Here is a 15,687-nt window from a genome sequence, read left to right as displayed (position 1 = left end):
TATGCTAGGAAAATAGTTTATCCCAAAGTTTGATCACAAAGAATTTCACTTCTTTTTCATCCTCTGCAGGTTCAGCTTCTATTTTATCTGAATTTTTTTCCTCGGCTTGTGCTACGCTTGTGCCGTTGGAGAAGTCAAGAAAACATAGAGGCGGAAATAATACACACCACCAATTATCTCCTGTCCCTTGCCCCAGAGTGATTAAAATGGCTTCATATTCACCGGCCGGGTACATATATGTACCATACAATTTAGCAGGAAACGTAACGGAATCATTATAATCTACTTCAAAAGAGTAGTTTATACCTTCTTTCTCGAGGGTTGCTGCTACTACTTTTTCAATCTCAGGAAGACGATTTTGAATCATATCTCTAGCTTCTTCAATGGAAGTTATATCTTTTACCCACCTGTTAATTTCATGATTTACTTCATCCCGTACAAGTCGTTTAATCTGCTGATCCTTTTGATCATTGCTGTCAGCTAGTATGCGAAGACGAATAGCCTCATCAGGAATAACTTGATATTGTTTCCACTCAGCTCCTGTGCTTTGCCCCCAAGGTAATACGACAATTATAATTAATAATGCCAGTAATAAGCGTACGGTGTTTTTCATTTTGGTAAGTCCTCCCTGTCCCTCTGTTAGTTGCTAGTATAGGCAGAGGTGGAAGAATTTAAACCTATCAATCTATGAACCTATTCCCTGTAAAATCATAAGGGCACTCTTAACGTACACTTTGAACTGGAAGCTGAACACAATCCTATTATTTGGATCGAATGGATAGGTAGGAAGCCATTCGATTTATAAGATCTGAACGAGGCATTTCTAACAAAAGCAAACTTTTCCCCCGTTCAGTCATTCAGATTCTTGTAAAGGTTAGCTGGAAACACGGCTCGCAAACACCATTCTGTCTTTTTTATTAATGTCTTTACGAATCTCTACCGTGTACTCAGGAAGGCTACTTTGAATTATTTCTTTTACCGCATTCCCTTGGAGATGTCCAATTTCAAAAGCGATTAAAGAAGGACGATGGTCCGACTCCTTCATCTGTTTCATAATCGTATCGTAAGCTGCCAGTCCTTCCCTATCCGCAAATAAGGCAAGAGCCGGGTCAAAATTCACCACTGTGTCATCCATCAAATCCTTATCTACATGTGAAATGTATGGCGGATTGGAAACCACAATATCGACCGGTATCTCCTTGAACGGTGCATAAAAATCACCTTGAATAAACTGAATATCCGCTCCAAGCTTTTGAGCATTGCCGGATGCGGTTTGCAGTGCTTCCTCAGAAATATCGCTTGCATATACATCTGCTTGGTTCAGTTCGAGCGCCAGTGTTATAGCAATAATACCGCTTCCTGTACCTATATCCGCTATTTGAGGCTTGTCCTTCTTAGAGCTTTCCACCCATTTCAAGATACCTTCTACCAGTTCTTCCGTTTCAGAGCGTGGAACTAAAACATTTGAGTCCACTGAAAAGCTTCTGCCATAAAAGTCAGCCTCTCCTATTATATGCTGGACAGGCATGCCGGTTTCAGCATGAATCCGTACACTATCCACAAAGATCTCACGCTTACTTTCCGGAAAAGGGTCTTTTTCATAAGCTAATAGTTGTGCAAAAGACATGTTTAAGAAATGCTCCAGCAATAAATCCGCTACTCTTACTTCCCGCGTATGATTACCCAAAAAAACGGAAGCCCAGTGACGGGCTTCCTGAATCGTAGTAAAATTTGAATTCATGTTATTCACCAAGCTGCTCAAGCTTCTTCGTCTGCTCCTCAATAAGAAGAGCCTCAAGAATTTCGTCCATATTCCCTTGAAGAACTTGATCCAGCTTTTGTAAGGTTAAACCAATTCTATGGTCTGTAACACGCGTCTGCGGGAAATTATACGTACGAATACGCTCTGAGCGGTCACCAGTACCGACTGCAGATTTACGACTTTCATCGTATTCCGCTTGAGCTTCCTGCTGGAATTTATCATAAATACGAGCACGAAGAACCTTCATCGCTTTCTCTTTGTTCTTGATCTGAGATTTTTCATCCTGACAGGAAACAACGATACCGGTCGGCTCATGAGTCAAACGGACAGCTGACATGGTCGTATTGACACTCTGTCCCCCTGGTCCACTTGAAGCAAACGTATCGACCCTGATATCTTTATCATGTACTTCCACTTCTACTTCTTCCGCTTCTGGCATAACCACAACAGTAGCCGTAGATGTATGAATTCGTCCTCCTGACTCTGTCTCAGGTACACGCTGGACACGGTGAGCTCCGTTTTCAAATTTCATTTTAGAATAAGCACGTTCACCGTTCACGATAAAGATAATCTCTTTATATCCACCTACATCGTTGGGATGAGCTTCAATAACTTCGGTTTTCCAGCCTTGCATTTCAGCGTAGCGGGCATACATGCGGTAAAGGTCGCCAGCAAATAAAGCAGCTTCATCGCCTCCGGCCGCACCGCGTATTTCCATAATAACGTTTTTATCATCATTAGGATCACTCGGAAGCATGAGGACTTTCAGACGTTCTTCTAATTCCTGTTTCTTCTGAGAGAGTTCATTAAGTTCTTCCTTTACCATTTCTTCCATATCATCGTCAAGGTTATCATCAAGCATCGCTCTGGCATCGTTCCTTTGCTCGGTAACCTCTTTATATTCTCTGTAAGCCTCTACGGTCTCCTGCAGACCGGACTGCTCTTTAGAGTATTCGCGAAGTTTATTCGTGTCAGAAATGACTTCAGGATCACTTAATAGCTCGTTTAATTTTTCATAACGATCTTCCAATGTTTGTAAGCGTTCGATCAATGGTATGCACCTCTTTCTCCATAACAGTATAATTATATTATAGAGAACTCGCGGATACAACCTGAGCTCCTTCACTAATCTGAAGAACCTGGATGCTAGCTGCGAAAAAGGCCTGGGTCTTTCAAAAAAGAAGACGACCAGGCACATTCCTTATTTAATCTTCACATGAATATTGTAGCGTGGAACAGCTTTATATACGGCTTGCTTGATTTCAGATTTCCACTCTTCAATTTCTTCATCCGACATTTTATCTTCATTTTTCATATCAACCGAAACCCAGACTTGACTCGCTTCCAGAATGACTCGTTTCACTTCCACACCTGGCACTTCAGCGGCAGCTTCTTTAATAAGCTTTCGGTCTTGTTTCAGCCCCCATGAGTCACCAACATATTTAATTAAACGAGGGTTTTGTGTATCCGTCGTTATCTTCTCATTCATACCCATATTTTCCACGTCGTCTCTGCTTGTCTGCCCTTGATATTTATCCACTTGAAGTCCGCACCCTGAGAGAAACACTACGGCCGCAAGAACGACTATCGTGTACCGAACCATGACAATCACCTCTTCTCTTTTACCGTTATTGTTCTCTCAGACCAATGTGTTTATGTATGGTTTACAAAGTAAAAAAGGTGCCTCCCTTTTTGGGAATGCACCTTCCTGCTTTTATTCTTTTATAGTCAGTTTATACTTACTTGGTATAATCGCTTCTTTAGTAATAAGCTGTTTATATTTCTCTGCTTCACCGTAACTTTTGAACGTGATTTCTTTGTTATCTTTTCTAAATTCGATAACTGTATGATAATCATCTACACCAACAATGCGATAAGTCATTTCAAGACCCCTTTCTCTTGTCCATAAACAAGACGCTCACATTATTTTACAATTCAAAAAGACAAAAGCCGAAAAGGCCACTTATAGTGGTCTTTTCGGCTTTTGCCTAGCTCTATTCTCTAGTCAAACTTTACCGGAGGTATAATTTGAAATTGTAATTTAAATTCATATAATAGACAGCACTTATTTGAACTATCTCTAATTACTATTATAGTATAGAATCTACTTGAATAAAAGGGGACTAAAGTCAGGCTATATGGATTCTTTCCACTCTTTTTTTGTAGAGCGGGTTTGAAAACCCATAATTTTTTCACACATCTCTGCATACTTTAAACACATTTGATACGTATCTTCACTGAGAGAATCTTGTTCAAGTTTAAGACATTCTTCCGCACATGTCCGGCAGACTTCCGCACAGGACTTGCACATATCTTCCGCCATTCGGCTGTTATTCTGATGAACCTCTACAGCATAAGCATAAGCTTGACAGCAATTTTTTAACAAATCAGCTTTTTTTAGTAATGGGCTGGAACCAGTCACAGGCATCGTTATTCCACCTTTCCTACACGGGAATGTCACACATTTTGAAAAAAAGCTTTCTTTTCGACTCTTAGCTTTCAGGCTTCACGATAATAATAATATGACTAAAATCCGAATCAAAATCCCAATCCACAAAGATGTCTTCAACTTTACGCTGTAACACTTTTTCTAAAGACAGTTGATGAAGCAGTCTTTTCTCAAGATGGCGCTTGGCCATTCTTAGTTGTTCACCAAATCCTGAACGAATCATTTCTTTTTCAATAGCCACAAGTATACCATTACGTTCTACTACTATTGTCCGGTCGTTGATTTTAAAAGAGTTAACCGATTCCGGTACTTTTTCCGCTTGCTTGGAGACTTTTTTTATTTCTTCTTGAAGAGCCGCTTTGTGCTGATAATCCTTCACGGACGGATCTAACTCTTCATCTGATTGAATAACTCCAATTATCATCCCTGTACGATTTGTCAGCGACCAGTCGTAATAAAGGGAGTTCAATTCTATTCCCGCTGTGGCACGGAATGTCGCTTTAATATCAGGGATTAATTCCTGCATAAGTAAATCACGGGTTTCCTCTACTTTATCTTTATTATTCTGACCTACCAGGAGCTTTTCCATGGGAGCCAGAAAATCCTTCAAGTAAATAGTTACATACGGTTTTTGAATGGTAACGTAAACGGAAGCCGGTCCTTTTCCGAAGTTATCACGCAAAAGCTTACCAATATAGCTGGATATTTCAGATTGCAGTGAACGTTCCTCCATACATGTCATCCTTTTAAAAAGCATTTTTATAGTCTTTAAACAACTTTCCACTAGCATTGTTATATTAAACGTTCCCCAATACATCCAAAATTATAAATAAGACTAAATTTAAGAATATAGAAATTCTAATTGTTAAATGAGTTACTTTTCTAAAAAAACAAAACAGATGGATAGATCTCGCAGGCAAGAAGATTCTTATGAGGAATCAAGCGTCTTTTACAGGGCGTACTTCTACAAATTGTGTATTTCCTAAGCGGCTATAGAGATATTAATCAGAGCACCCTTTCACAGAGCTACTTATGCTTGCATCTCTAACGCCAGGCAAAATCATCATACTTCGTTTAATTACAGGACAGCCAATAATTAAAAAACCGGGTGTGTACATTCTACACATCCGGTTTTCCTGTTTCTATTTATTTTCTTTCAGCATAGGCCGCTTTTACTTGCTGCTGCCTGGGTTTATGAGGAACTTCATGGTGATGGCGGCAGCGCGGTTCGTAAGATTCAGATGCCCCAACCAAAATAATGGGATCGTGATAAGAAGCTGGTTTTCCATCAATTAAACGCTGTGTTCTGCTTGCCGGCGAACCACATATAGGACAAATTGCATTTAATTTAGTGATACTCTCACTAAGAGCCATCATCTCCGGCATCTTACCAAAAGGTTCTCCACGGAAATCTGTATCCAGTCCTGCAGTAATGACACGAATCCCCCGATCAGCCAGACATTCTGCTACTTCTACAATGTGTTCGTCAAAAAACTGTACTTCATCAATCCCAACGATATCAACTTCATCACCCACATCGCTCAGGATATCCAGCGATTCTTTCATAGGGCGCGCCATAACCGAAGTGCCGTTGTGAGACACGACTGCATCTTCTTTATAACGATTATCAACGGCCGGTTTATATACACGAACCGTTAAGTTGCCAAACGTTGCACGGCGTACCCGGCGAATTAATTCCTCCGATTTTCCACTGAACATACTTCCACAAATGACTTCTACCCATCCGCTTTGCTTCATTACATACACGTCCACTGTCGCTCCCTTCTTACACAATCAACATGTCACCAAGGTTTCATTAAAAAAGAGCCCTCCTGATTTCCGCTTCTGAACGACTGACCAATCGCTCATGGACCATCAAGGACAGCTCTTTGTATAAAAATTATAGAGACTCGAGTAACCAATCCAAACATACACAAAACTATAAAGTAGCCACTTTTCAGTTCCACAATATAGTTTCACTTATGTTAACCCTCTTGTTTTCGGTTCATTTCTGAAAAAAGGTTTTCTCCCCCTATTTTCAGTCATTTTTGACAAAAAAACAGGCAAACCATAAAGACAATTTGCCTGTTTTTGTTCAAAATGATGCAGCATCCATCCATAAGGATAGGCGCTCATTATTATGAAAGGTTATATTTTTTCTTGAAGCGATCCACACGGCCACCAGCTTTGTCAGCTTTCTGTTTGCCAGTGTAGAACGGATGAGACGCAGAACTAATCTCGACACGGATCAATGGATAAGTGTTTCCATCTTCCCACTCGATCGTTTCTTCGGATGCTTGAGTAGATCCGGTTAGAAACTTGAAATTAGAACTTGTGTCTAGGAATACAACTTTACGGTATTCTGGATGAATTCCTGATTTCATGTTCTTCCACTCCTTTTTGCCCTGATTCCTTTAGAAACAGAGTTATTGTAAGAGCCGTCGAAGGTTAGTTTAAACACCTTTTACTGAAACTCACATAGAAAGATTATAACAGGGTACACCCCCCATTGCAAGATTAGATCCTGCATGGTCTGAGGTTAAAATAGTTTCCGATTCCTAGGAACGTCTTCCTTGAGCTGATTTGCCCTGCATATCCTTATTCATCATTTCAAAAAATTCTTCATTGTTTTGAGAATTTCTGAGTCGTTTCATAAATCGTTCTGAGAAATCAGGCGCGTCAGACATCATTTTACGTATGGCCCATATTTTTTCTAAATGATCTTTTTTAAGAAGCAGTTCTTCTTTACGGGTCCCTGACCGAAGTAAATCAATTGCTGGAAAGATACGGCGCTCAGCCAGACTTCGATCCAGGTGAAGCTCCATATTGCCTGTTCCTTTAAATTCCTCATAGATGACATCATCCATACGAGAGCCTGTATCCACTAACGCAGTAGCCAATATAGTCATGCTCCCGCCTTCTTCGATATTTCTGGCCGCTCCAAAAAAGCGTTTGGGACGGTGAAAGGCAGCGGGATCAATTCCCCCGGAAAGCGTTCGTCCACTTGGAGGAATGACTAAGTTGTAGGCTCTAGCGAGTCTGGTGATACTATCCATCAGGATAATAACATCACGCTTATGCTCTACTAAGCGCATGGCACGTTCTAAAACAAGCTCTGATACTTTAATATGGTTCTCTGGAACTTCATCAAAGGTAGAGCTGACTACATCTACATCGGAATGGACGGAGCGTTCAATATCCGTAACCTCTTCCGGACGCTCATCGACAAGTAAAATGATGAGCTTTGCGTCAGGATGGTTAGTGGTTATACTGTTCGCCATTTGCTTAAGCAGCATCGTCTTACCAGCTTTTGGAGGTGCTACAATGAGTCCGCGCTGGCCATAACCCACCGGGGAAATAACATCCATCACACGTGTAGAAAGTTTTTTAGACTCTGTCTCTAATTTCATATGACGATCCGGATACAGAGGTGTAAGAGCAGGGAAATGCACCCTCTCTTTTGCTGAATCAGGATCTTCTCCGTTAACGGCATCTACGTGCAGCAATCCATAGTAACGTTCATTTTCTTTTGGTGGACGTACCTTACCAGATACTTTGTCTCCATTCCTTAAGTCAAATCGTCGAATTTGGGAAGCGGAGATATAGATATCCTCAGCACTTGGAGAATAGTTAATCGGGCGGAGAAAACCAAACCCTTCTGATGGAATGATCTCTAAAATTCCATCCATAAATAAAAAGCCATCTTTTTCGGCCTGCGCTTTCAATATAGCGAAGATTAATTCTCTTTTTGTCAGTTTTGCATAATAGGAGACTTTGTACTGTCGTGCCTTCGCATAAAGTCCCTTTAACGTCATCGTCTCTAAATTGGAGATGGTTAAATCTGCCACAAAATCACCACTTTTATTTTTATTTCTATTCGAGTCTGAACGGGAATTTTTTCCAATGTAAGCTTATTAATGTGGAAAGAAAATTGACTTCTCTGTAATGTCGGAATGAAAGTAAAAGGAGAAGTTAAGTGAAGTTAGTTTCTGAAGCTTACGGAGGGATAAACAGTCCATTCTCTTCTATCTCTATCGAACAACCTATATTGTACTCTTGTCCTCCTGAGGATTCAATCGTAAAGTTTGGGAACGTGCTGAGATGACGTGCGGAATCTTTTCGTAGAATAGGAGGAAGCCGGGAACCCGGCTTCCAGATTTTAAAGGTTTGGCTCAGTTACAGATGGTTTACCTGTCACAATTCTTTAGTCAATAAAAACGCTATCGTTACTTTCACTTGATGGACGCCGTTACTACCTTTATGCTTTTAGCTCTCTCAAGGTCTTCCTCTTTAGATGGTAGTAGCTTCCCTTGATTGTCTCCACCTAAACATTTGAAAGCAGCAAACAGGCAGCTTCCAATGGCCAATCTGAACCAATCAGAGGAGTTCTGCCTCGTTTGGTCAAAAGCCATAGGAATTACCACGGCGTCAGCACCGTGCAGGATCATTTAACTTTTGCTCAGGTTCACCGAATATCTAGGAATTCTGAAATTGTTCAATTTCTCTCTCTGACATTTCCTCATACCAGACGTTAGCACCGAGTTCAATCAACTTATTCGTAATGTTTTCATATCCTCGCTCAATGTGATCGACACCTGTGATTTCCGTGATTCCTTCTGCCATCAACCCTGCAATTACAAGAGCAGCACCAGCACGAAGGTCTGAAGCCTTTACCTTTGCTCCTTGTAATTTGGAAGGACCAGCGACGATAGCTGAGCCGCCTTCGACTTTTATAGCAGCATTCATACGTCGTAGTTCATCCACGTGTTTAAAACGGGCCTGGTAAATGGTATCCGTTACAATTCCTGTCCCTTCTGCTTTTGTAAGCAGAGAAGTGAGCGGCTGTTGTAAATCGGTAGGGAACCCTGGATATACAAGCGTCTTAATATCTACACTTCGCAGATGCTTCCCAGGACGTACATATAATTGTTCGTCATTTTCCTCGATCGTTACGCCCATTTCACGCAACTTAGCAAGTAAGGATTCAAGGTGCTGAGGAATAACATTATCAATGATCATTTCATCCCCTTGAGCCGCAGCCATAATCGTATAGGTTCCGGCTTCAATTCGGTCAGGAATAATCGTATGCAAGCAACCTTTTAGTTCCTGCACTCCCTCAATCCGGATAACATCCGTTCCCGCTCCTTTAATTTTGGCCCCCATACTTGTGAGTAGTGTAGCTACATCAATGATTTCAGGCTCTTTTGCTGCATTTTCAATTACCGTCTTTCCTTTGGCTCTCACAGCAGCAAGCATAATATTGATAGTAGCTCCTACACTTACAACATCTAAGTATATTCGCGCACCACGCAACTCTTCAGCCCGAAGATAAATTGCCCCTTGCTCGTTTGTCACTTCAGCCCCTAATGCCTCGAAGCCTTTAATATGCTGGTCAATCGGCCTTGGTCCTAAATGACAACCTCCCGGCAGGCCGATAACCGCCTTATTAAACCGTCCAAGCATCGCTCCCATGAAATAATAAGAGGCCCTCATCCTTTTCACTTTTCCATTTGGAAGTGGCATGGAAACCATTTGGGAAGGGTCGATGTGGATGGTTCGTCCATCTTTTTTCACCGTGCCTCCGATTTCTTCTAAAAGATCGGACAAAATCCCAACGTCCGAAATATCAGGAAGTCCTTCAATTGTGACTGGAGAATCAGCTAGAATAGCTGCCGGAAGCAAAGCAACGGCACTGTTTTTCGCACCGCTTACGCGGACTTGTCCACGCAAACGCGATCCACCTTCTACTAATAATTTATGCATGAGATACTCCTCGCTTTAAAGGTAAAAGTTGATGACCTTATTATGTGCAATTTTTACCATTTAACACGTTATTTTTGATTGTTCCAATCATTAAGAAATTTTTCAATCCCTTGTTCCGTAAGTGGATGCTGAACAATCTGCTCGAAAATTTTGTAAGGAACGGTCGCAATATGAGCTCCGTGAATAGCGGCTTCTGTTACATGTATTGGATGACGCACCGAAGCTGCAATGATTTCTGTATCAATTGCATGACGGTCGAATATTTCGGAGAGCTGTGCCACCAGCTCCATCCCGTTTTGACCAATATCATCCAATCGGCCAAGGAACGGAGAAACGTAAGAAGCTCCAGCACGGGCAGCCATTAATGCTTGGTTGGCAGAAAAAATGAGAGTGACGTTTGTTTGGATATTCAATCCACTTAAGATTTTAACAGCCTTTAGACCTTCAAGCGTCATAGGAACTTTCACCGTAATATTAGGAGCAATAGCTGCAAGCTCTTTACCTTCTTCAACCATAGACTCAGCATCTTCTGAAACGACTTCCGCACTGACAGAACCGTCTATTTCACCTGTGATTTCCTTCAAGCGTTCGTGGAAGGAAACTCCTTCTTTCGCTACGAGACTCGGATTTGTTGTTACTCCAGATAGTAAACCTAGTGATTTAGCCTCACGGATATGATCAATGTTCGCTGTATCAATAAAGAACTTCATATTTTAAATCCACCTTCCAAATATTTGATTTAGTGAAAATTGTCGAATGATTGCGTTTTCATTCATGTGGAAAAGGAAACCGCTACGATGTAACGGCTTCCTGTTCTTGAGTGATTATGCTTTTTGAGAGGAACCAAATTCACGCATTTTTCCGATTACTGTTTCTTTAATCGCGTCACGTCCTGGTCCAAGATATTTACGAGGATCATACTGCTCAGGCTGTTCAGCTAATACTTGACGCACAGCTTTTCCTTGAGCCATTTGGCTTTCAGTATTTACGTTGATTTTTGCTGTTCCGAACGAGATCGCTTTTTTCACATCGGCTGTTGGAATTCCAGTACCACCGTGAAGAACAAGCGGTTTGTCTACAAGACCCATGATTTCTTCCATGCGGTCAAAACCTAGGTTTGGTTCACCTTTATAAGGACCGTGCACGGAACCAAGAGCCGGAGCAAATACATCAACATTTGTTTCGTCCACTAGTTTCTTACACTCAGATGGAATTGCGTAAGCTGCTTCAGCATCATCTACGATAATATCATCTTCTTGACCACCTACACGGCCAAGTTCTGCTTCTACAGAAACACCATGGATGTGTGCTAATTCCACTACTTTTTTAGTTAGTGCGATGTTTTCTTCAAGCGGATCATGGGAAGCATCAATCATAACAGAAGTAAATCCTGCGTGGATTGCCTCTGCACATTTTTCAAAGCTTGAACCATGATCAAGGTGAATCGCTACCGGTACAGTTGTACCATAAGATTTCATAAGCGCTTTAACCATGTCAACCACGACGTTAAAGCCGCCCATATATCGACCAGCACCCTCGGACACTCCTAGGATTACTGGAGATTGCTCTTCTTCAGCAGCCTGCAGGATTGCTTGTGCATATTCAAGATTGTTAAGGTTAAACTGTCCTACTCCGTAACGTTCTTCCTTAGCTGTTTCTAGCATTTCTTTCATTGATACCAGTGGCATGAAAGATCCTCCTTTTATAAATACGATCTATACTCTACACGTATATTTCCATATGAAATTATACCATGCAAGTTTACTCACAGTAATAGAATACCAATACCCTATCCCAGGTGCAACACTCTAAAACCGGTATAACGCTTACATTTTAAAAATATTAGTTTATCTACTATGTGTTAAGGTTCCAGATACCATTTCTTTCAATTTATGGATATCAAAAGGCTTTAATATAATTTCCTGTACGAAAGAATATTCCATAGCATTTTCAATGGATTCTCTGGACCGGCCTGTAATAATAAGAACCGGTGCTGTAAAACCAATTCCATCCAGATGAGCCAACACTTCACTTCCATTCATGATCGGCAGATTGTAATCCATAATCACAAGGTCGATGCTTTGTTGTTCAGCTAGTTCACAAGCTTGTTTTCCTGTTTTAGCGCTTATCGTTTCATATCCCTCGCTTTTTAAAATTTCTTCAAGTAACAGCCTAATACCAGCCTGATCATCTACGATTAGTATTTTGTTCGACATGGTTTATCCCTGCCTTTCGAATATTAGTAAATATACACCTTATCTCCTAGTCCTCTTGTTTCTCTCTGCATGTTTAGTTCGATGATTAGAAGCAGTTCTCCTGCGCACACATGTTCGAACCCTGAATTTCTCTTGTTTTGAGATGAAGATAGTCGATTTTTGTAATTTAACACGGCAGGATATAAAAGCCTATTAAACCTTAAATTGTTTATGTACACATGACCCTATCATGCATAAAGGTAATTTTTCATTAGAGCTTTTTGAACAATCGGGCCGGTTACTGTAAGACTCAGTTTCGAGATATTGTGTGGAAAAGGGGCTCCAGGGAACGACTCGCTTTCCGCGGGCATGTGGTGAGCTTCCTCGGGCTTAACAGCCCTGCGGGATCTCACCGATCATGTTCATCCCGCAGGAGTCTTCGCCGTTCCCTTCCGCCCCTTTGCGATCATGGAGAGCTCAAAATGTCTGCATAATCGCGTTCCAATGAACCAGGATCATCTATGATCCATAGTGGTTTTTACGTGTGTTTACGTGTAGGAACCCTGTACTATAAGCATTTGAGGCAGATGCAGCATGGTTCCTTTCTGCTATAGCAGGGTCCGTTCGCAGCGTTATAGTTGGGTTGGTGGGGAAATGGCGAGACTCCCATGGGAGAAGGGACTAGGTGAGATCCCGCAGAGAGTGAAACGAGCGAGGAAGCTCACCGTTCCCCCATAGGAAAGTGTTCAAATGTGGAATCACCCCGAAAGACACGATCAGCATAAGCCGACCATCAAAAGGACGGTGGTCTTTCCGTCCGTTGATGAACGGCTTATGTCTCGAGTGTCTGGGTGATGGAACAAGACGAGTTATTTCCCCACCAACCCTCATCCCCATTTTAGTAACGGACCCATTTATCTGGAAACTGAGTCTTCAACAAACGGGAGCTTATCTGCAACAAGGAAAGTTAACACTTCCCATTATGTTTAGATAGCCTGCAAAAAAAGATGTTACAACAAAATTGTCGTAACATCTTTTTTATTACATATTTACTACTTCTGATTCATAGCTGCGCCTACAAAGCCATAGAAAAGCTCTTGAGGGCGAGTAGGACGAGATTTAAACTCCGGATGGAATTGGCTGGCCACAAACCAAGGGTGGTCCTCTACTTCAATAATTTCGATTAATCTTCCATCAGGGCTAGTTCCAGAGAAGTTGAAACCAGCTGCTTCCATCTGATCACGATAATGATTATTGAACTCAAAACGGTGACGGTGGCGTTCATATATAACTTCTTCCCCATAAGCTTCCAAAGCCCTGGAACCTTCCTTCAGACGGGATGGATAGATGCCCAGTCGAAGTGTGCCACCAAGATCCGAAACCTCTTTCTGCTCAGGAAGAAGATCGATGATCGGGTGCGGAGTAGATGGATTAATTTCAGCCGAGTGTGCCCCTTTCAGTCCCAGTACATTGCGAGCGAATTCCACGGTTGCCAGCTGCATGCCCAGACAGATACCAAGGAAAGGTACACGATGCTCACGCGCATAGCGAATAGCTTCGATTTTCCCTTCAATTCCACGATCTCCAAATCCACCAGGAACGAGAATACCATCAGCATCCTGTAATTGCTCTTGCACATTTGAGCTTGTGATAAATTCTGAATTGACCCACTTCACTTCAACATCCGCATTAAAGCTATAGCCTGCGTGTTTCAGAGCCTCTACCACTGAAATATAAGCATCCGGAAGCTCTACGTACTTCCCTACAAGGGCAATGGTCGCTTTCTCTTCAAGGTTCTTCACCTGATTAATAAGCTGATTCCATTCTGTCATATCAGCTGGCGGGCACTCCAGACCAAAGTGATCACAAGTAAGCTGATCTAAATTCTGCTCTTGAAGGGTAATAGGTACGTTGTACAAAGTATCTGCATCTCCCGCTTCGATTACAGCGTTTTTGTTGATATCGCAGAAAAGCGCAATTTTTTCTTTCATATCCTCAGAGATTTCCATTTCTGTACGCAATACGATGACGTCCGGCTGTATACCGAGAGAACGTAATTCTTTAACACTGTGCTGGGTTGGTTTTGTCTTCATTTCACCAGCAGCTTTCAAATAAGGAACCAGGGTGCAATGGATATACATAACGTGATCACGGCCAATATCACTCTTAATTTGACGAATGGCTTCCAGGAATGGCAGTGATTCAATATCGCCAACGGTACCTCCAATTTCTGTAATGACAACGTCTGCATTCGTTTCATGAGCAGCACGAAAGACGCGATCTTTTATTTCATTGGTTATATGCGGGATAACCTGGACAGTCCCTCCCAGGTAATCTCCTCGGCGTTCTTTCTTAATTACGTTTGAATACACTTTACCTGTGGTTACGTTACTAAATTTATTCAAATTAATATCGATGAAGCGTTCATAGTGACCTAAATCCAAGTCCGTTTCTGCTCCATCATCCGTTACGAATACTTCTCCGTGCTGATAAGGACTCATAGTCCCCGGATCCACGTTAATGTAGGGATCGAACTTCTGAATTGTTACTTTAAGCCCTCGATTTTTTAATAATCTCCCTAATGACGCAGCTGTAATTCCTTTTCCTAAGGAAGATACCACACCGCCAGTTACAAATATATACTTCGTCTCTTTCGCCACTACGATCCCTCTTTCTCTATTAGTCATTATTAGTTATTCACTATAAATAAACATTTGATGAATGGATTCAATTACCCATTCATCGCTACTCGCACATAAAAAACAAAAAACGCTCCCCACACTTGGGGAGCGTTCGATTATTTCGTGTCAGAAATTAAAGAGCCCAAATAAGATTGTACTTATATCGGTTTTGAAAGTCAACCGCCGTTTTTATTTATTGTCGTCCTCATCTTCATCGCCTACGAAGCTCACGTCGTCTTCTACGATCTCTTCTTCCTCTTCATCCAAGTCATCATCTTCATAATCTCCATCATAATCATCGTCATCATCGAGATCGAGATCTTCATCGGTAAGTTCTACATCTTCTTCCAGGTCATCTTCTTCGTTGCTATCATACTCAGATACACCCAGTTCATCTTCCAGAAGCTTGGAAGGCTTTTTCTTTTTCTTCTTACGTTTCTGAGGAAGATTAGCAATTTCTTCTTCCATTTGCTCTACTGGATACCATTTTTTCAGTCCCCATCTATTTGTACCAATGGTCATAAATCCGCCATCGATATTCATGTCAGTATAAAACTGCGCAATATACTGTTCTTTCTCAGCTTCTGTAAAACCTTTCAATTTGGCAATACGGTGGAAGATTTCATTAAAGTCGATCGCTTCTCTTTCCTCTTCCAAAATGATCGTTGCAAGTTCAATCATTGATGTTTCATTAATCTGATCTTTGCTCAGTTCTTTTACGCTCACGATCCAGCACTCCTTTATATTCACAAAATAGGATAAGTGACCTCATAGGCATACGAATCACATTTAATCATACCACCCATTATATGATTAGGTCTTTTAAAAATCAAATAG

General features: G+C 41.4%; 16 protein-coding genes. All 16 read right to left on the bottom strand.

The window, feature by feature from the left end; genetic code table 11:
• Nucleotides 1–4: 4 nt before the first annotated feature.
• Nucleotides 5–613 (bottom strand): stage II sporulation protein R, encoded by a 609-nt coding sequence (gene spoIIR / locus BMZ06_RS06810; protein ID WP_089751307.1) that lies wholly within the window; start codon nucleotides 611–613, stop codon nucleotides 5–7.
• Nucleotides 614–874: 261 nt separating this feature from the next.
• A complete protein-coding gene (gene prmC, locus BMZ06_RS06805) occupies nucleotides 875–1,741 on the bottom strand; it encodes a peptide chain release factor N(5)-glutamine methyltransferase (protein ID WP_089751306.1) in 867 nt (288 codons plus the stop codon).
• 1 nt (nucleotide 1,742) lies between these two features.
• Nucleotides 1,743–2,813, bottom strand: coding sequence for a peptide chain release factor 1 (gene prfA / locus BMZ06_RS06800; protein WP_089751305.1), 1,071 nt, complete (start codon nucleotides 2,811–2,813; stop codon nucleotides 1,743–1,745).
• Between the two features lie 150 nt (nucleotides 2,814–2,963).
• On the bottom strand, nucleotides 2,964–3,365 hold the full coding sequence (locus BMZ06_RS06795; RefSeq protein ID WP_089751304.1) for a hypothetical protein: 402 nt from the start codon (nucleotides 3,363–3,365) through the stop codon (nucleotides 2,964–2,966).
• 111 nt (nucleotides 3,366–3,476) lie between these two features.
• A complete protein-coding gene (locus BMZ06_RS20605; protein WP_175477817.1) occupies nucleotides 3,477–3,644 on the bottom strand; it encodes a hypothetical protein in 168 nt (55 codons plus the stop codon).
• A 252-nt stretch (nucleotides 3,645–3,896) separates the two neighbouring features.
• Nucleotides 3,897–4,190, bottom strand: coding sequence for a four-helix bundle copper-binding protein (locus BMZ06_RS06790; protein WP_089751303.1), 294 nt, complete (start codon nucleotides 4,188–4,190; stop codon nucleotides 3,897–3,899).
• A gap of 64 nt (nucleotides 4,191–4,254) precedes the next feature.
• Nucleotides 4,255–4,944, bottom strand: a complete 690-nt coding sequence (locus BMZ06_RS06785; RefSeq protein WP_089751302.1) for a Na-translocating system protein MpsC family protein — start codon at nucleotides 4,942–4,944, stop codon at nucleotides 4,255–4,257.
• 413 nt (nucleotides 4,945–5,357) lie between these two features.
• Complete coding sequence (locus tag BMZ06_RS06780; RefSeq protein ID WP_089751365.1) at nucleotides 5,358–5,978, bottom strand: thymidine kinase; 621 nt, start codon at nucleotides 5,976–5,978, stop codon at nucleotides 5,358–5,360.
• A gap of 371 nt (nucleotides 5,979–6,349) precedes the next feature.
• Nucleotides 6,350–6,595 (bottom strand): type B 50S ribosomal protein L31, encoded by a 246-nt coding sequence (locus BMZ06_RS06775; protein ID WP_089751301.1) that lies wholly within the window; start codon nucleotides 6,593–6,595, stop codon nucleotides 6,350–6,352.
• A 174-nt stretch (nucleotides 6,596–6,769) separates the two neighbouring features.
• Nucleotides 6,770–8,059 carry a transcription termination factor Rho gene (gene rho / locus BMZ06_RS06770; RefSeq protein WP_089751300.1) on the bottom strand — a complete coding sequence of 430 codons (1,290 nt, stop codon included), beginning with the start codon at nucleotides 8,057–8,059 and terminating at the stop codon, nucleotides 6,770–6,772.
• Nucleotides 8,060–8,687: 628 nt separating this feature from the next.
• On the bottom strand, nucleotides 8,688–9,974 hold the full coding sequence (locus BMZ06_RS06760) for a UDP-N-acetylglucosamine 1-carboxyvinyltransferase (protein ID WP_089751298.1): 1,287 nt from the start codon (nucleotides 9,972–9,974) through the stop codon (nucleotides 8,688–8,690).
• A gap of 68 nt (nucleotides 9,975–10,042) precedes the next feature.
• Nucleotides 10,043–10,684 (bottom strand): fructose-6-phosphate aldolase, encoded by a 642-nt coding sequence (gene fsa, locus BMZ06_RS06755; RefSeq protein WP_089751297.1) that lies wholly within the window; start codon nucleotides 10,682–10,684, stop codon nucleotides 10,043–10,045.
• A 114-nt stretch (nucleotides 10,685–10,798) separates the two neighbouring features.
• Nucleotides 10,799–11,662: a class II fructose-1,6-bisphosphate aldolase gene (fba, locus tag BMZ06_RS06750; RefSeq protein WP_089751296.1), complete on the bottom strand. Its 864-nt coding sequence runs from the start codon at nucleotides 11,660–11,662 to the stop codon at nucleotides 10,799–10,801.
• A gap of 159 nt (nucleotides 11,663–11,821) precedes the next feature.
• Nucleotides 11,822–12,190 carry a response regulator gene (locus BMZ06_RS06745; protein WP_089751295.1) on the bottom strand — a complete coding sequence of 123 codons (369 nt, stop codon included), beginning with the start codon at nucleotides 12,188–12,190 and terminating at the stop codon, nucleotides 11,822–11,824.
• Between the two features lie 1,031 nt (nucleotides 12,191–13,221).
• Nucleotides 13,222–14,856: a CTP synthase gene (locus tag BMZ06_RS06740; protein ID WP_089751294.1), complete on the bottom strand. Its 1,635-nt coding sequence runs from the start codon at nucleotides 14,854–14,856 to the stop codon at nucleotides 13,222–13,224.
• Nucleotides 14,857–15,039: 183 nt separating this feature from the next.
• A complete protein-coding gene (gene rpoE / locus BMZ06_RS06735; RefSeq protein ID WP_089751293.1) occupies nucleotides 15,040–15,576 on the bottom strand; it encodes a DNA-directed RNA polymerase subunit delta in 537 nt (178 codons plus the stop codon).
• Between the last annotated feature and the right edge of the window lie 111 nt (nucleotides 15,577–15,687).

Source organism: Halobacillus alkaliphilus (genome assembly GCF_900113125.1).
Taxonomy (GTDB): Bacteria; Bacillota; Bacilli; order Bacillales; family Halobacillaceae; genus Halobacillus; species Halobacillus alkaliphilus.
The sequence above is the reverse complement of the archived record's forward strand: the minus strand, read 5'-3'. Positions and strand labels throughout refer to the sequence as shown.

Excerpts from the sequence above, each read along its gene's own strand:
- spoIIR (WP_089751307.1), bottom strand. The coding sequence starts at position 613 with ATGAAAAACACCGTACGCTTATTACTGGCATTATTAATTATAATTGTC.
- prmC (WP_089751306.1), bottom strand. The coding sequence starts at position 1,741 with ATGAATTCAAATTTTACTACGATTCAGGAAGCCCGTCACTGGGCTTCC.
- BMZ06_RS06795 (WP_089751304.1), bottom strand. The coding sequence starts at position 3,365 with ATGGTTCGGTACACGATAGTCGTTCTTGCGGCCGTAGTGTTTCTCTCA.
- BMZ06_RS20605 (WP_175477817.1), bottom strand. The coding sequence starts at position 3,644 with ATGACTTATCGCATTGTTGGTGTAGATGATTATCATACAGTTATCGAA.
- BMZ06_RS06790 (WP_089751303.1), bottom strand. The coding sequence starts at position 4,190 with ATGCCTGTGACTGGTTCCAGCCCATTACTAAAAAAAGCTGATTTGTTA.
- BMZ06_RS06785 (WP_089751302.1), bottom strand. The coding sequence starts at position 4,944 with ATGGAGGAACGTTCACTGCAATCTGAAATATCCAGCTATATTGGTAAG.
- BMZ06_RS06775 (WP_089751301.1), bottom strand. The coding sequence starts at position 6,595 with ATGAAATCAGGAATTCATCCAGAATACCGTAAAGTTGTATTCCTAGAC.
- BMZ06_RS06760 (WP_089751298.1), bottom strand. The coding sequence starts at position 9,974 with ATGCATAAATTATTAGTAGAAGGTGGATCGCGTTTGCGTGGACAAGTC.
- fsa (WP_089751297.1), bottom strand. The coding sequence starts at position 10,684 with ATGAAGTTCTTTATTGATACAGCGAACATTGATCATATCCGTGAGGCT.
- fba (WP_089751296.1), bottom strand. The coding sequence starts at position 11,662 with ATGCCACTGGTATCAATGAAAGAAATGCTAGAAACAGCTAAGGAAGAA.
- BMZ06_RS06745 (WP_089751295.1), bottom strand. The coding sequence starts at position 12,190 with ATGTCGAACAAAATACTAATCGTAGATGATCAGGCTGGTATTAGGCTG.
- BMZ06_RS06740 (WP_089751294.1), bottom strand. The coding sequence starts at position 14,856 with ATGACTAATAGAGAAAGAGGGATCGTAGTGGCGAAAGAGACGAAGTAT.